The organism is Desulfovibrio sp. SGI.169, from assembly GCF_050313595.1.
Lineage (GTDB): Bacteria > Desulfobacterota > Desulfovibrionia > Desulfovibrionales > Desulfovibrionaceae > Desulfovibrio.
Genome location: NZ_JBNPLS010000027.1, coordinates 1 through 16,010 on the forward strand (window position 1 = coordinate 1; position 16,010 = coordinate 16,010).

General features: G+C 60.0%; 15 protein-coding genes, 1 tRNA gene and 1 pseudogene. 5 read left to right on the plus strand and 12 right to left on the minus strand.

Annotated features, from left to right (window positions below; all coding sequences use genetic code 11):
* The 5 genes and pseudogenes from ACQRA4_RS11330 to ACQRA4_RS11350 form a co-directional block, all read left to right on the plus strand.
* Positions 1-294: hypothetical protein (locus tag ACQRA4_RS11330; RefSeq protein WP_427823187.1), on the plus strand; the 294-nt coding region annotated here is incomplete at its 5' end.
* A gap of 4 nt (positions 295-298) precedes the next feature.
* On the plus strand, positions 299-814 hold the full coding sequence (locus ACQRA4_RS11335; RefSeq protein WP_427823188.1) for a CarD family transcriptional regulator: 516 nt from the start codon (positions 299-301) through the stop codon (positions 812-814).
* A 266-nt stretch (positions 815-1,080) separates the two neighbouring features.
* Positions 1,081-2,376, plus strand: coding sequence for a transcription termination factor Rho (gene rho, locus ACQRA4_RS11340; protein WP_427823189.1), 1,296 nt, complete (start codon positions 1,081-1,083; stop codon positions 2,374-2,376).
* Positions 2,377-2,510: 134 nt separating this feature from the next.
* A complete protein-coding gene (locus tag ACQRA4_RS11345; RefSeq protein ID WP_427823190.1) occupies positions 2,511-3,284 on the plus strand; it encodes a hypothetical protein in 774 nt (257 codons plus the stop codon).
* A gap of 166 nt (positions 3,285-3,450) precedes the next feature.
* A pseudogene (locus ACQRA4_RS11350) lies at positions 3,451-4,124 on the plus strand (IS1 family transposase); the annotation flags it as partial.
* Between the two features lie 207 nt (positions 4,125-4,331).
* Here ACQRA4_RS11350 and ACQRA4_RS11355 read toward each other — a convergent pair.
* The 12 genes from ACQRA4_RS11355 to ACQRA4_RS11410 form a co-directional block, all read right to left on the minus strand.
* Positions 4,332-5,225 carry an alpha/beta hydrolase gene (locus tag ACQRA4_RS11355; protein ID WP_427823191.1) on the minus strand — a complete coding sequence of 298 codons (894 nt, stop codon included), beginning with the start codon at positions 5,223-5,225 and terminating at the stop codon, positions 4,332-4,334.
* 101 nt (positions 5,226-5,326) lie between these two features.
* The gene (locus tag ACQRA4_RS11360) at positions 5,327-5,941 is read right to left on the minus strand and encodes a 50S ribosomal protein L25/general stress protein Ctc (protein ID WP_427823192.1); all 615 of its coding nucleotides are present in this window, start codon (positions 5,939-5,941) and stop codon (positions 5,327-5,329) included.
* 109 nt (positions 5,942-6,050) lie between these two features.
* Complete coding sequence (locus tag ACQRA4_RS11365; RefSeq protein WP_427823193.1) at positions 6,051-6,998, minus strand: ribose-phosphate diphosphokinase; 948 nt, start codon at positions 6,996-6,998, stop codon at positions 6,051-6,053.
* Positions 6,999-7,194: 196 nt separating this feature from the next.
* Positions 7,195-7,269, minus strand: a tRNA-Gln gene (locus tag ACQRA4_RS11370).
* Complete coding sequence (ispE, locus tag ACQRA4_RS11375; protein WP_427823194.1) at positions 7,260-8,162, minus strand: 4-(cytidine 5'-diphospho)-2-C-methyl-D-erythritol kinase; 903 nt, start codon at positions 8,160-8,162, stop codon at positions 7,260-7,262. Before ispE ends, ACQRA4_RS11370 begins: the two co-directional genes overlap by 10 nt.
* Positions 8,159-8,692 carry an ATP-dependent protease subunit HslV gene (hslV, locus tag ACQRA4_RS11380; protein ID WP_427823195.1) on the minus strand — a complete coding sequence of 178 codons (534 nt, stop codon included), beginning with the start codon at positions 8,690-8,692 and terminating at the stop codon, positions 8,159-8,161. The genes ispE and hslV overlap by 4 nt, the downstream gene beginning before the upstream one ends.
* Positions 8,692-10,104, minus strand: coding sequence for a M48 family metalloprotease (locus ACQRA4_RS11385; RefSeq protein WP_427823196.1), 1,413 nt, complete (start codon positions 10,102-10,104; stop codon positions 8,692-8,694). Before ACQRA4_RS11385 ends, hslV begins: the two co-directional genes overlap by 1 nt.
* A 49-nt stretch (positions 10,105-10,153) precedes the next feature.
* Positions 10,154-11,605, minus strand: a complete 1,452-nt coding sequence (gene cysS / locus ACQRA4_RS11390; RefSeq protein WP_427823197.1) for a cysteine--tRNA ligase — start codon at positions 11,603-11,605, stop codon at positions 10,154-10,156.
* 182 nt (positions 11,606-11,787) lie between these two features.
* On the minus strand, positions 11,788-12,222 hold the full coding sequence (rpiB, locus tag ACQRA4_RS11395; protein WP_427823198.1) for a ribose 5-phosphate isomerase B: 435 nt from the start codon (positions 12,220-12,222) through the stop codon (positions 11,788-11,790).
* 23 nt (positions 12,223-12,245) lie between these two features.
* The gene (locus tag ACQRA4_RS11400) at positions 12,246-13,034 is read right to left on the minus strand and encodes a hypothetical protein (protein WP_427823199.1); all 789 of its coding nucleotides are present in this window, start codon (positions 13,032-13,034) and stop codon (positions 12,246-12,248) included.
* Positions 13,031-14,803: a tetratricopeptide repeat protein gene (locus ACQRA4_RS11405; RefSeq protein ID WP_427823200.1), complete on the minus strand. Its 1,773-nt coding sequence runs from the start codon at positions 14,801-14,803 to the stop codon at positions 13,031-13,033. Before ACQRA4_RS11405 ends, ACQRA4_RS11400 begins: the two co-directional genes overlap by 4 nt.
* A complete protein-coding gene (locus tag ACQRA4_RS11410; protein ID WP_427823214.1) occupies positions 14,804-15,961 on the minus strand; it encodes a sigma-70 family RNA polymerase sigma factor in 1,158 nt (385 codons plus the stop codon).
* Positions 15,962-16,010 lie beyond the last annotated feature (49 nt).

Genomic DNA, 16,010 nt, shown 5'->3' on the forward strand with positions numbered 1-16,010 from the left:
AGTACTCAAGAAATTCTCAAAAAACAATGTTTTAAATTTCTTTTTCTCTGGACAGCCGTTCTCAGATGGAGTATCTCTTCTGAAGAGTGGATATGTATATCCATGCCTTTTCAAGCGAAATCTGGCCGCTTTCTCGCGCTGTTCCGCGAAAAGCGGCACGCCGGATGCGAACGTCCGGCGACAGCGGCGGGCGGTCATTTGCCGGAAATTCATTCCGGCATTGGCTGCGCTTTGAGGCTTTCTTGGAGCATTGAGCAAACCTGTGCAGCGGCTTCCCCTTGCGCCGCGTGGTGAAAAAATGTTCACACCGGACGAGCTCGTGGTTTATCCGGCCCAGGGCGTGGGCAAAATAGAGCGCATCGACCGCCAGAGTGTCGGCGGCATCGCGTGCGAGTTCTATATTGTCCGCATCCGCGCCAATAACATCACGCTGATGGTTCCGGTGAATAACGCCGTCAATGTGGGCTTGCGCACTCTCACGCCCAAGAATGAAGCCCAGCGAATTTTGCAAAGCCTGCGCGGCGACACTGACACGCCGGTCTATACCGGGCAGAACTGGAACCGGCGCTTCCGCGAATATTCCGAACGCCTTAAAAGCCCGGAACTTGCCGTAGTTACGGAAGTTTTGCGTGAACTGCTGCTCATCGGGCGCGGCAAGGAGCTTTCTTTCGGCGAACGCCGTCTGCAAGAGCAGGCTATGGGCCTGGTCACCGGCGAACTGGCGGAAGTGCTGAAGCTTTCGGAAGCGTCACTGCGCGGAGAGCTGCTTGAGCGCTACGCCCCGCCGCCGCAGGCCGAAGCCGTAAATACCTAGCCCGCCGGGCGCATCAACCTTGACGGCTCATGCTCTGCCAGTCAGCCGAAAAGCGTTTTTCGACATGCTGTGTCGTGTCGCGGCACGAAGGTTATTGAGGCTTCTTCGGCATATCTTGTATTTTTTTCTTGCCATCAGCGCCAAGATACGCTAATCGCATTGACGCACAATCCTTTTTGTTCCCTTATCACTCACCTGCCGTCTTACAATGCCGTTTGACATTGTAAATGTTTTTTCATGTAGTTTCTTCAAAAAATCGGACCGTTATGCGTAAAAAGAAAACGACCCCCGCACTGTTGACCGACAGCGCCATGAGCCTTACAGACTTGAAAACCCGCAGTATGCAGGAACTCATGGAGCTGGCCGAGCAGTTTGAGATTGAGAATGCGAGTTCCATGCGTAAACAGGAGCTTATTTTCGCACTGCTCTCGACCTGCGCTTCGCAAAACGGCGCCATCTACGGCGACGGCGTGCTGGAAATACTGCCTGACGGCTTCGGCTTTCTGCGCTCGCCGCTGTGCAGCTACATGCCGGGGCCGGATGACATCTATGTTTCCCCGTCCCAGATCCGCCGGTTTTCCCTGCGCAAGGGGGATATTGTTTCCGGCCAGATCAGGCCCCCCAAGGAGGGAGAGCGCTATTTCGCCTTGCTCAAGGTGACGGAAATAGGTTTTGAGCCTCCAGAGCACGCCAAAAATCTCGTTCTTTTCGATAACCTCACCCCCATCTATCCCGATCAGCAACTCGTCATGGAAAATGGCGAGAAAAACCTCTCCAACCGCGTCATAGACCTCATGGCCCCCATCGGTTGCGGCCAGCGCGGCCTCATCGTGGCCCCTCCGCGCACCGGCAAAACCATTTTGCTTCAGTCCCTGGCCAACGCTATCAACGCCAATAATCCCGAAGTCTATCTTATTGTGCTGCTCATAGACGAGCGGCCGGAAGAAGTCACGGACATGGAGCGCACGGTCAAAAAGGCTGAAGTCATCAGCTCCACCTTTGACGAGCCGCCGCAACGCCATGTGCAGGTCTGCGAGATGGTGCTGGAAAAGGCCAAACGTCTGGTGGAGCGCAAGCGTGACGTGGTCATCCTGCTGGATTCCATTACCCGTCTGGGCCGGGCATACAACGCGGTCACGCCCTCGTCGGGCCGGGTGCTTTCCGGCGGTCTGGACGCCAACGCCCTGCAACGGCCCAAACGCTTTTTCGGCGCGGCCCGCAATATCGAGGAAGGCGGCAGCCTGACCATCATTGCCACGGCCCTCATCGACACCGGTTCGCGCATGGATGAGGTTATCTTTGAAGAATTCAAGGGTACCGGCAATATGGAAATCTATCTGGATCGCCACCTTTCGGAAAAACGCGTCTTCCCGGCCATTGACATCAACCGCACAGGAACCCGCAAGGAGGATCTGCTGCTGGCCGACGACGTGCTCAACCGCGTCTGGATTCTGCGCAAGATTCTGGCCCCCATGTCGCCCATCGACAGCATGGAATTTCTGCTGGACAAGATGCGCGCCACCAAGTCCAACAAGGATTTCATGAACGCCATGGGCAAGTAAAGCCTTTTTCAGCGGAATGAAAGGCCTTTCCCCGCGTCCGGTGAAAGGCTTTTTTTCTATCACGCCCCAGTCAAGCGCATATGAACACACGGGAACAACATACAGCAGAATTTGCGTCATTGCCCTGGCCGCACATGGCAGACAAGACCACCTTGCGCATTGTGGCCGCCGCTTCCGGCAATCCCGCCAGGTCCGCCAGTCTGGCGCGTTTTCTGGCAATGTCCTTTTTGTCGCTGGCGGCGCTTTTGCTGCTGGTTGGCCTGTCAAAACGGCATGAAGCGGCCCTGGTCGGGGCGGCAGGCTTTCTGCTGGCCGGGCTTTCCCTGCTTGTCGCCGGCCGTTTCAACGCAAGCCCCGTGCTTTTGCTGAACCGGGAGAAAAAGGAAATCATGCTTTCCCGACGCCGGCTGGGGCGTCTGCAATTTCATTCCCTTCCCGTGAACCGGATTGAGATGTCAGTTGAACAGCACGCCTCATTCTGCCGCCTGCATATCGCGCCGCGCCGTGAGCACGGCGGCAGTGAAGATCGCTGCGACAGCGCTCGGGATAAACAATGGCGCAGCGGCATGACCCTGACTTGCGGGGGCAACGGCGCGCATATTCCCGATCTGCTGCTAAACTGGCTGAATTACGGCGCCGCCCTGAATGATGGAGAGCGCGAAGATGCCGGGGAATACACGGCGGCGCTTCATGGCGCGCGCCTTCCCCCGCCAGTGGAAGACTGGGCCCAGCCCGCGTCGGCCCCAAAATGGCGCGCGGAATATGCTGAAACAGGGAAAGCCCCAGGCCGCCGCGTGCTCAGTTCCGCTTCCGGCTCCGAAGCGGCTGAAGCGCTGCTCCGACGCCCGGAAATCCGCAGGGCGGGCGACCTGCGGGATGCCGCACGCGGACGCGACAAAAGAGCTTGAGCAAGAGACGCCAAAGGCTCCACAATGATTGAAGATGCAAGTGCCAGAGGAAATATTTTTCATTATATATTCTGATTATAATCTTTTGAAAATTGTTTCGTATTATTTATTTGAGAATATTGCATAAAGAATGTTATAATGACATACTCCAGTTAAGGAGTTCTTTATGCAATACTGTCCAAAATGTGCGTCAGAGCGGATTATGAAGAATGGAAGACACTTGGAGCGTCAGAGATTTCGGTGCAAAGACTGCGGTTTTCAATTTACCCGTGACACTCCCAGAGGACGACCGGCAACGGAAAAGGCAATGGCCATCCTGCTTTATACTTTGGGCCTTTCGTTTAATGCCATAGCACGTATTTATGGAGTTGCAACATCGACCGTCATGCGTTGGGTCCGGGATTTCGCTGAAAAAACTTATGAAAAGCCTTCTCCTGGGGAAGCTGTCATCATAGAACTTGATGAGATGTGGCACTATTTGCATTCAAAAAAAACAAACTATGGCTCTGGAAAGCTTATTGTCGCGATACCGGTCAACTCATTGACTGGGAATGTAGCAATCGTGACCAAAGCACTCTTGCAAGATTGATGGCAAGGCTTCGCCGTTGGTCTGTCTGGTTCTTCTGTACCGACAACTGGAAAGTATATCCACGGGAAATACCCGAGGACGACCTCATTCAAGGAAAACGGGGAACCGTGCGAATTGAACGAAATAATGCCCGCCAAAGACACTGGTTTGCCCGTTTCAAACGTAAATCTCAGGTGGTTTCAAGGTCCTTGCGAATGGTTGATCTCACAATATCTCTCTTTGCCAGATTTCATGTGAACGGGCAAAGAGAAGATATTTTATCCTCCTTTTGGCAATGCTCTCAAAAATACGTTACGGGTTTGGTTTGTCGGCAAAAAAGGGATATTTTTCCGCTCGTCGCCGAAGCGGAGCACAACCAGCAACACCTCTGACCAGCAGCATACTCATAGGGCCTGACTCTAAAGATGCGCGCCCCATGAGACTGCCATCGAACATGCCGGCTTTGAGATGAAGGGCATTCAAAGAAAAGGCGCGTCAGACGCGTCCGCGGATTCCAGCTTCAGGGGCAGACCCAGGCCCGCGCAGGCCGCCGCCGCCGTTCGCGCCAGATAACGGCAGCTCGGCGGATGCATGGCCGCCAGATGACCGCCGCCGGGCAGCCATATCAGCCGTTTTTGCGGAGACCGCAGCAGGTTGAAGGTGGATTGGGCCAGCGCGGGCGTGAACAGGGCGTCGTCTTGCGCATTAAAAAAATAGAGCGGGCAGTGCAACTGCGCTGAAAGACGGGCGTTGAACAGGCTGGCAAGAAAAGACAGCGGATAGGCGGAGCGGCTTTTGCGCTGGCGGACGCGAATATGGCGCGCGCCGGCCCTGATGCGCCGCAGGGAAAGATAGGCCGGCACAGGCAGGGGCAGGCGCGGCATACGCCGGGCCAGGGCGTTGATGACGGCCATCAGCTCTTGTCGCCGCCCGGCCAGCGAACGAAAAAGAGTCAGGCTGATAGCCTCGTTCTGTTGCGGCAAAATGCCGCAGATGGGAAAAACCGCCGTCAGCCGTCGGGATGAGGCGGCATGCGCCAGAGTCAGGATGCCGCCCTGGCTGTGCCCGCAGACCGCCAGTGGCCCCAGACCCGTGTCATGCAGCCAGCGCTCGGCCTCCAGCCCGTCGCGCAGCAGATCGTCAAAGGTAAAGTTCACATGATGCGGGTTGAGCCCGTGCCCGGTCAGGTGGAGGGCGGCCACGGCGAAACCCGCTTCACGCAGGGCGGCCAGCAGGGGGCGGTATTGCCAGGGCGACAGCATGGTGCCGGGGTAAAAGAGCATGGTTCCGGCGCCGGCATTGGGCCAGAGTTCGAGAATCAGACTGTGACGACCGCCACGCAGGGTGTGATATTGAACCGGATATCTGGGCATGGGCGTCGCTCTGGCGGGCGCGGCGTCGCGGCCTTCTCTTAAAGAAAAACGAGGCCGGCCCCCAAAGGGCCGGCCTGAAGGCACAGCGTGAAAAAGAGAGCCTATTCCGCAGCCGGGGCCGCGTCCTCTTCGCTGCCTTCCTCATTGTCCTTGCTCTTGGTCAGCACGCTGACCAGAGCGAAGTTGTGATCGTATACGGCGCTCACATTGGCGGGCAGTTGCAGGTCAGCCACGCTGAGGGTGTCATTGATGCCCATGTCAGACACGTCAATGGTAATCTTCTGGGGCATTTCCAGCGGCTTGCTGCTCAGGCGCACGCTTTCGCGGTACGTTTCCAGCACGCCGCCCAGCTTCACGCCGCGCGAAACGCCCACGAATTCCAGGGGCACATCGACCTTGACTTCCTTATTCAGATCAACGCCGTAGAAGTCGATATGAGTGAAGCAATTCTTGTAGGGGTGGCGCTGTACCTGCCAGATCAGCACGGGGTGCGTGCTCTTCTGGCCGTTTTCATCAATTTCGAGGTTGAACACGGTGGTGTGGCCCACTTCCGCATACATTTTTTCCAGGGGCAGGGTAGGGGCCTGCACGGCAATGTTTTCGCCCTGGGCCGTGTAGAACACGCCGGGGATCAGATCCTGGGAACGCAGACGACCGCTGGGCCCCTTGCCGCGGTTTTCGCGTTTCTGCACGCTCAACGTTTTTTCAATGCTCATGATCCTCTCCTTGCTGACCGCCGCCTGAAACGTGCGGAAAAAGTTCGTATGGGTTTCTTGCCATTCCCTTGCGGGAAGTGTTCACCTTTTTCTGTCCGGCGCGGGCCGGCTATACAAACAACACGCTTACCGAAGAGCCGGTATGGATGTTGTGAATGGTCTTGCCCAGCAGCGCGGCCACCGAAGTGACCTTCAACTTGGGGCAACGCTCCAGCTTGTCGCCCAGCGGGATGGTATCCGTGACGAGAACCTGGGAAAGCGCCTCGGTTTCATTGATGCGGTCGATGGCCGGGCCGGAAAGCACGGGATGGGTGGCGCAGGCCACTATTTTGGTGGCCCCGTACTTGAGCAGCACCTCGGCGCCGGCGCACAGCGTGCCCGCGGTGTCGATCATGTCGTCCACCACAATGGCCACCCGGCCTTCCACCTCGCCGATGACATGCATGGCCTGGGCCTGGTTGGGCCGGTCGCGGCGCTTGTCCACAATGGCCAGAGGCGCGTTGAGCCGCTTGGCATAGGCTCTGGCCCGTTCCACCCCCCCGGCGTCGGGCGAGACGATGACAATTTTGTCTTCATGGAGCTGCCGCAGGCTGTCCAGCATGACCGGCACGGCAAAAAGGTTGTCCACCGGGCAGTCGAAAAAGCCCTGAATCTGTCCGGCGTGCAAATCAATGGTCACCACACGTTCGGCCCCGGCCACGCTGATGAAGTCCGCCACCATCTTGGCGCTGATGGGAGCGCGTGGGCTTACCTTGCGATCCTGTCGGGCATAGGCGTAGTAGGGAATCACCGCCGTGATGCGCCCGGCGCTGGCGCGCTTGAGGGCGTCCAGCATCAGGCAGAGCTGCATCAGGTTGCGGTTGACCGCGGGCGGACAGGTGGACTGGACGACGAACACGTCATCCCCGCGCACATTGTCGCCGATTTCGATGCGCAATTCACCGTCGCTGAACGTGGTGGCCAGCGTGGGGGTGAGTTGACAACCCAGGTGGTCGCAAATGGCTTTGGCCAGATCCGGATTGGAAGAACCTGTGACGATTTTCAGGTCGCTGAACATGAGGCTGCCTTGCTTTACGCGTTCACGGGCAATGAACGTGTGTTGCCTTGGAAGTGCCCGTTGATGCATGTCGACGCTCTGAAAGAAGAGGCCGCGTCCGTCGCCGGCAACGCCGGCAACGCCTGGAAGCGTGGGCGAAAAGGGGTCGCCCGGCCCGCTCAACGCAAACGGCGTCGCCGCCGTCATGTATACCGCATGGCTGGGATGGAAGGGTTCGAACCTTCGGATGACGGAGCCAAAACCCGTTGCCTTACCACTTGGCTACATCCCAGTATTTCCCAGAGGCAGCAGGTACACGCGCCGCTTTTCCGCGCGCAACGCCCGCGCGGCGTCTGCCGCCTTGGCCGCCGCCGCGCGACTGAACAGGCCCAGTATGCTGGAACCGCTGCCGCTCATGCAGGCCGCGTCGGCCCCAAGGCGCAACAAATCCGCCTTGATGGCGGCCAGTTGCGGATAGCTGGGGAAAACCGCGGCTTCCAAGTCATTACGGATATCCCATGCGGACCAAGGGCCGTTCCCTGCACCAAAGAGAGAAGTTCCATTAGCCTCGCGCGGGCTCTTTGTCAAGCTGTTTTGCGCCGCTATTCGCTCCGCGGGAGGGAAAAGGGCGTCATAACGGGCAAAGGCCCAGGCTGTGTCCACATGAATTTCAGGACAGACCAGCACCAGAGTGAGACCGGAAAAATCATGCTTCGTAGGCGTCAGTATTTCGCCGACGCCCTGAACCCGACAGGGTCGGTTGCGCAGGAAAAAGGGCGCGTCCGCACCCACCGCCAGGGCCGCGCGCGCAAGAGCGGCGGCATCCAGGGGCCGGCCCGCGCGTTGATTGAGCCAGAGCAGCAAAGACGCGGCGTCGCTGCTGCCGCCGCCCAGGCCCGAACCAGAGGGAATGCCCTTGCGCAGATGCGCCGCAATGCCGGGCGCGCCGCCCGCCTCCCTGGCAAAAGCGGCATAGGCCCTGGTCAGCGTATTGCGCTCCGGGTTTACGCACGGCTCATGGCAGCGAACCACGATGCCCTGTCCGCCGGTTTCCCTGATATCAAGCTGATCGCATGGGGTCGGCAGCGGGTAAAACAACGAATCCAGCTCGTGATACCCGTCGGCCCGCACGCCAAGCACATGCAGGCCCAGGTTGACCTTGCAGCCGGCCGTGAGGCGAATCATAGCGTTTCCACAGTCAGATGGCAGTTGGTGTACACGCAGATTTCCGACGCGATGGTCATGGATTCGCGAACCACGGCTTCCGCGTCAAGCCCGCTGTGCCGGATGAGCGCTCTGGCCGCCGCCAGGGCGTAGGGGCCGCCGCTGCCGATGGCCGCCACATCGTCATCCGGTTCAATGACGTCGCCCGTGCCGGAAAGCACCAGAAGATGCTCGCTGTCCGCCAGCAGCAGCATGGCTTCCAGCTTGCGCAGATACTTGTCCTTGCGCCATTCCTTGGTCATTTCCACGGCGGCGCGCAGCAGATTGCCGCGCACCTCCTTGAGTTTCGCCTCGAACAGCTCAAACAGGGTGAAGGCGTCCGCCGTGGCTCCGGCGAAGCCGGCCAGAATGCGCCCTTCATACAGGCGGCGCACCTTCTGGGCCGTATGCTTCATTATCATGGTCTGGCCCAGAGTCACCTGACCGTCTCCGGCCATAGCCACATGGTTGCCCTTTTTCACCGCCAGAATCGTTGTCGCGTGGGTGTCCATCAGTTTTTGTCCCAGATTTCCCTGCGTTCCTTGTAGGCCGCTTCCAGCCGCTGGAAACGCCGTTTGTCCGGCGAACGCTCGGCCAGGGCCTTGGCCTGCCTGAAAAAGCGCTCGGTCTGTTTTTTGTTGTTGGAGTACAAGGCGCTGTAGGTCATATGGATATATGCATCCAGGGTTTTGCCCGTCTTGCCCAGCGAACGGGCGTAGGATTCATGCACATCGGCGTCTTCCGGCACATAGCGCAGCACTTCCGCGTAATATTTGTCCGCCTGGGCCTGGCGTCCGGTTTCATCCAGCATGCGGGCGTAGAAAAAGGCGGCCATGTAGTCTCGCGGGTCAAGGCTCATGGCCTGGCGCAACAGACCGTCGGCCCGGTTCATGTCCCCCTTGCGGTAGTGGAAGGCTCCGGCCTCGCGCAGAACCAGCGGGTCTGCCGGGGCGGCGGCCAGCGCCTGGTCAAAAGCCGCGCCGGCTTCGTTGACCTTGTTTTGCCGGGCGAGCACGATGCCCCGCCCCATGGCCGACAGGCCGTCCCTGCCGGAAAAGCGTTGCAGGGCCGCCTGCTCGTCGCCATAGCGCGCCCAGAGCAGGGTTTTGACGCGGGTAAAGCGCCGGTTGTCCTGCTTGCGGTCGCGAATGCCGGCGGGCAGGGACTGAATGCGCGCCTGCAGTCCGTTGACGCGGTCGCCGATGGCCGGGTGGGTGGAAAGATAGGCGGGTATGTTGGTCCCGCTCATCCAGCTTTTCTGGCGCAGCACCTTGAAACCGCCCACCATGCCGGCGGGCGGATAGCCGGCGGCGATCATGTACTGAAGGCCAAGGTGATCGGCCTCGGTTTCATCCACCCGGCTGTAATTGAGCATGGCGGACTGCCCCGCGCCCATAGCCCCCATAGCCAGAGCGCCCCCGCCGGGACCGCCGGCGGCCACGCCGGCAATGGCCAGCAGAAGGGAACCCACAGTCAGGTATTGCGCCCGCTCCAGACGGGCGGCCACATGGCGCTGGGTCACATGGGCCAGCTCATGGGCCAGCACCCCGGCCAGTTCCTCCTCCCGTTCCAGATTCATGATCATGCCCGTGAAGACAAAAACATAACCGCCCGGCACGGCAAAGGCGTTGAGAGAATTGTGCAGAACCACCGTGGCCTTGAAGCGGAACGGCTGGGGCGGCAGGGCCTTGACCAGGCGGTTCAGCAGATAGCTGACGTACTGGCTCACTTCCGGGTCTTCGACCACGGGCAGGCTGGAGCGAACCATCACGTCAAATTTGTGGCCCATCTCCTGCTCGTCCTTGATGGATACGCCGCCAAAAAAGAAGGCATGCGCCGGCGCGGGAAAGCACTGCGGCAGCATGAACGCCAGCATGAGCAGCAGGGCCGTCCAGCGGCGGACGGCAAAACGGACAAATTTCATATGTTCCTCGCCACAAGGCCGGGGCGGGCCGCCGGACCGGAAAACAGGCTTATTCCAGATCCCAGGTCTGCCCCTCCGGCGTATCCCGCACGCTCACGCCCAGGCCCAGCAGCTCTTCCCGCAGGGCGTCGGAGCGAGCGAAATCTTTCTGCATGCGGGCTTCCTGCCGCTGGCGCAGCAGGTCTTCCATACGATTCATATCCAGATGTTTGCGGGCGGCGCGTCTGGCGCGCAGTTCGGAAAGAAATTCGGCGGGGTTTCTGCCGAACAGGCCCAGTTGCGCGTCCCAGTTCCGGGCGCGGGCCAGAAATTCTTCCAGCAGTTCCCGCGCTCCTTCAGCGACGCGCAGGCTTTTTTCTTCCAGAAGGCGGTTGACAATGCGCACCTGGGAGAAAATCTGGCCCAGGGCCTGCGCCGTGTTCAGGTCATCATCCAGCGCTGTTTCAAATGCGGCGGGCAGGGCCGCCCACTCTTCCCGCAGTTCGGCGGGCAGGGGAATTTTTTTCCAGGAGGCGCGCTCCAGAGCCTTGCGGGCTTCCAGCAGGGAGGAATAGACCCGGTGCTGGGCTTTTTCCGACTCGTCCATGCCTTCGGCTGTGAAGTCAATGGGGCTGCGGTAGTGCTTGCCCAGCAGGAAAAAGCGCAGGGTTTCGGGAAGATAGCTTTCAAGAATGTCGCGAATGGTTTTGAAGTTGCCCAGCGATTTGGACATCTTTTCCGCATTGACCTGCACAAAGCCGTTATGCACCCAGCAGCGGGCCAGTTCACAGCGGCAGACGGCCTCGGACTGGGCTATTTCGTTCTCGTGATGGGGGAAGATAAGGTCCTGGCCGCCGCCGTGGATATCCAGAGGCAGATACGGGCCGCTCATGGCCGAGCACTCTATATGCCAGCCGGGGCGGCCTTTGCCCCAGGGGCTGTCCCAGAAGGGTTCGCCGGGCTTGGCGGCCTTCCAGAGGGCGAAGTCCAGCGGGTCTTCCTTTTCCTCGCCTGGCGCCACGCGCGCGCCCGACAGCAGCTCATCCAGGCTGCGACCGGAAAGTTTGCCGTAAGGCGGGTAGGAACGCACCCGGAAGTAGACATCGCCCGAAGGCGTGGCATAGGCCTTGCCCTCGTCGATCAGTTTGCCGCAAAGCTCCTGAATCTGGGGAATGTATTCCGTGGCGCGCGGCTCGGAATCCGCGCGCAGCACCCCCAGGCGGTCCATGTCTTCATGGAATGCGTCGATGTAGGTTTGGGCCACTTCCCGCCAGTCGCGGCCTTCGCTGTTGGCGCGGTTGATGATTTTGTCGTCCACATCCGTAAAGTTGCGCACAAAGCTGACCTCCAGGCCCATATGGCGCAAATGGCGAACCAGCGCGTCAAACACCAGCGCGGAACGGGCGTGGCCGATGTGGCAGTAATCATAGGCGGTGATGCCGCAGACATACATATGAACTTTGCCAGGCCGGACAGGAATGAATTCTTCTTTTTGACGGCCCAGAGTGTTGTAAAGCTGCATGGCAATCCTTTAGGGCGTTTCTGGCCTCTGTCCGCTTCACTCGTGGCGGAAGACTTGCGGAACCACAACGGAAAAGGCGGAATTATGCATGGTTGTACAAGCGGTATGGATATGTTTTTTCAGCAGGCGCAGCCTTCAAAAAGAGCCGCGCCTGAAACGGCGCTCGGCATGCGCCGCCCGTCTCAGGCCGGAATATTGAGCTGATCCAGACGGCGCTGGTGACGCCCCCCCTCAAAGCGGCTTTCCAGAAAAGCCTCCATGATGGCCAGCGCCAGTTCCACGCCCGTGACGCGCGAGCCCAGGCAAAGCACGTTGGCGTTATTGTGGCGGCGGCTCAGGCGGGCATGCAGCTCTGTGGCGCACAGCGCGGCCCGGATGCCGGGATGGCGGTTGGCGGCCAGGGACATGCCGATGCCCGTCCCGCAGATCAGAATGCCGAGACAGTTCTCACGCTCCACAGCTTCGCAAAGTTTGTGGGCAAAAACAGGATAGTCACAGCTTTCCTTGGAGTGGGCGCCGTCATCGACAACCTCGCAGCCGAGTTCCGACAAGCGCTGCGCCAGGATGCGCTTCAGGTCAAATCCGGCGTGATCCGATGCCAGATGAATGCGTTGCATATCCGCTCCTTGCAAAAATAGGGCTATTGCGCTCTGTACTGCGAAAGGGGCAACAAGGGCGCGTCTTTCGGCAAGGTAAGGCTCATTTGCTCAGTGGTAAAGGCCCCGTCCGGTTTTTCCCGCTCTTTGACCAGCAGAACGGCGCGCTTGCCGTTGCTGTGAGTCAGGGTCAGGCGGCGGGGCAGAGGCGGTGTCGCATCGTCATAGGCAATGTCCATGCTCCAGCCACTGCCGCCCTGCGGGGCTTCGCGCCAGGCCACGGGCAGCCCCTGTGGGTTGAGGGTCACGCTGCCGCCGGGTTTTCCGCTCAGATCATAGCGCGCCAGCCCGGCGGACAGCAGCGCGGCGGCGCTGTGTTCAGCGCCGAAGACCGCCGCGTAGCGGCCGTTGAGCAGCGCGGCCAGATGCCCCAGGTCAAAGGGCACGGGCACGCCCACCCTGAGCAGCGGCTTGGTCGCGCCCTGATAGAAATAGGCTTTGTTTTCGCTTGGGCTGTACACCAGAAAATGTTGCCCGTCTTCAAGAATTTTGGCGATCACCGCGCCCACTCCGGCCATGACGTCCAGACGCAACTGGCGTTCGCTGTTGCCCCAGAACAGGGCCGTGACCCGGCGGGTATCGCCTTCGACGCCGAAACGCAGGCTCATTTGCAGACGATAGGGCGCGCGCGGCGCGGTCGCGGTGGCGGCTGTGAACATTTGCCAGCGGCTTTCCAGGCGGCCTTGCGTCTCTGAATCCGCATTCGGGATGGAAGGCTGCCTGGCGCAGGCGCAGACCAGCAGAATGCACAGGAACAGGACGATTTTCTTCATAATGTTGAAAGACGTTGCCGCAAGCTTTCGGCATTGGCGGGTTTGAGCTCCAGGGCTTTCTGGTAGGCTTTGCGGGCCTCGTCGTTGAGGCCCATGCGCCGGGCGATGTCGCCGTAATGCTCCCAGATGGAAGGGTCCACCTGATCGCCCAGCTTCACGGCCCGGCGAATCTCGCTCAGGGCTTCTTCCAGACGACCGGCCTTGAACATGGCCCAGGCCAGGGAATCCACAATATAGGCCTGATCGGGCGAAAGCTCGTTGGCCCTGACCAGCAGCGTGACGGCCCGCTCAAGCTCCCGGTCTTCCTCGGCCAGAGTGTAGCCCACATAGTTAAGCGCCTGATAGTTGTCCGGGTGGTTTGTCAGAATGCCTTCCATGACCGTGAAAGCGCCCTTCTTGTCGCCGGTTTCGTCCAGCAGGGAACCCAGCAGAAAGGCCAGGTCCGTATTGTCCGGCCATGTCTTCACCGCCTCGCGGGCCACCGCAAGAGCGTCGGCCATCCGCTTCTGACGGGCCAGCAGGCGGATTTCAAATTCCTGAAAGTCGGGAATATCGGCAAAGTCCTTCCGGCCCTGCCGAACAACCGTGAGAGCGTTGTCGTTCTGCCCGGCTTCGGCCAGGAGCTGGGCGCGCAACAGGCGGGCGCGCCCGGCGCTTTTGCTGGTGGGCGGCATTTTATCCAGCCAGGACAGGGCCATGGACAGGTCGCGGCGTTGCTCGTAGGCCAGATCAGCCAGCAATAAGTAGACATCGCCGGGCGCGCCGCCGTCGGCCGCGATCTGCTTGAGCAGGTTTTCGGCCTGGAGGTAATGGCGCGAATCCATGAACATGCTGGCCACCGTCAGCTTGAAGGGAACGGTGGACGGCCCCAGCCGCATGTACTGCAGGGCCTTTTCAGGCTGCTTCAGGCGCAGGGATATATTCACCAGCCTGAGAGCCACATCCTGGGTGGAAAAATTGAGCTTGATCAGCTTTTCATAGGCATTGCGGGCTTCGCGCAAATCTCCGCGCTGTTCGCAAATGAAGGCGAGCTCGGCCAGGGCCTCCACAAAGTCAGGCATTTCCCGGATGGCCTTCTGAAGATAGGGGATGGCCTCGTTGCGGCGCTCCATGCCGATCAGCGCCCTGGCATGGTAATAGTCCACCAGGGGGGATCGCTGCCTGGCCGTTACGCTGTTGAGCAGTTTTTCGGCTTCCGTGAACTGTTTGCCTTTGACCAGCAGCAGGGCCAGCTCCAGGCGGGCATCCAGAGAATCCGGGTGCTTCTGCAGATAGGCCCGCATCAGCTCCACGCCGCGGTCGGGCATGCCGTGTTCCAGAAGCGCCTCTGCATAGAGCAGGTTGAGCGACATGTCTTCGGGCCAGACGCTCAAAGCCTGCTCCAGCAGAATGACGGCATTGGGAGACTTGCGGCTCATCAGCCAGACCCCGCCCTCCAGCCAGACCTTGGCCGGAACCGGTGAGGTCTTGAGCAGGGATGCCGCCTGCAACAGGGCCGCCTCGTCCTCGTCCAGCAGGGCCTGGGTGTAGAGCAGGTACGCATAGGTGCTCCGCGCGTCGGGCGAAAGTTCGCTCTCCACCGGCCGCACGGGCAGGCTCTGGAGGGAGGCGGGCTCTCCGCGCGCGAGCGCGGGCTTTTCGCCCGCGCGACCGGCGGTCTGGCCGGTTTGCGGCTTGTTGCCGGCGCAGCCGCCGCAGCCAAGAAGGGAAAGCGACGCCGTGGCGACCAGCGTCAACGCGCAGAGCAGCGCTATGGTTTTATGTTTCATTTATGACTGTATCCATGCGTCTGAAAAGTCCTTGATATCCAGTGCGAGGTGCTGGCGGATTTTCTCCAGCAGCCGGGCCTCAAGCTGGCGGACGCGTTCCCGCGTGACGTTATACCGTTCGCCTATCTCGCGCAAGGTGACAGGCTCATCCGTGAGCAGGCGGTTCTGCAGAATGTAGAGTTCCTTTTCGTTGAGCCTGGGCATGATGGTTTTCAGACGCGAACGCACCAGCCCCGCGATTTCGTTCGTGGCCAGACTGTCCTCGACGCCGGGCCCCAGAGCGGGCAGAAAGTCCATACGGCTGGCCCCGCCGGAATCTTCGCCCACCTGGACATTGAGCGAAAGGTCGGTGGAGGCCAGGCGCTGATCCATTTCATTGATCTGTTCCTCGGTCACGCCCAGATGCTCGGAGAGCATGGCCGCGTCCGGGTCATAGCCCTGGGCGATCAGTTTCTGGCGCTCGCGGTTGAGGTTGTAGAACAGCTTGCGCTGAACCTGGGTGGTGCCGATCTTGACCATGCGCCAGTTGTCCATGATGAACTTGAGAATATAGGCCCTGATCCAGAACGAGGCGTAATAGGAGAACTTGATGCCCTTGTCCGGGTCGAACTTGTTTACCGCGCGCATCAGGCCCACATTGCCTTCCTGCACCAGATCCAGCACGTTCTGCATCCAGCGACGCTGAAAGTCCATGGCGATGCGCACCACCAGCCGCAGATGGGAAGACACCAGCCGGAAGGCGGCAGCCGGATCATTGTGATCGCGCACACGCAGGGCCAGCTCATGCTCCTCGTCGGGTTGAAGCATGGGAAAACGGCTCACCTCGCGCAAATAAAGGTGCAGGCTGTCGCGCGCGCCTGTGGGTGACGGCAGACGCGACAGGCTCGGCGCGGGCAGGGGGGCGTCGCGATCTTCCTCCAGGGCAAGTTCCGGCTCCATGCCCTGGCCGGCCTTGTCGTCGTCCACATCCAGAATTTCGCCCGCCGCCAGTTCATCGCCGTCCAGAATATCCAGCGATTCCAGGTTTTGCTCTTCATCTTCCCTGTCGTCACGCGCGGCTTCGATAACCTCGATTTCAGGCGCGATTTTGGGGGAGGCTGTCTTGTCTTTTCCACTCTTATGCCGCGTGGAAGCGGCTATCTTATTATTTTTTTTCATTTTTTTCATACTCAATCATTGCCGCTCGGAACAGGCGGCACTGTTTTAT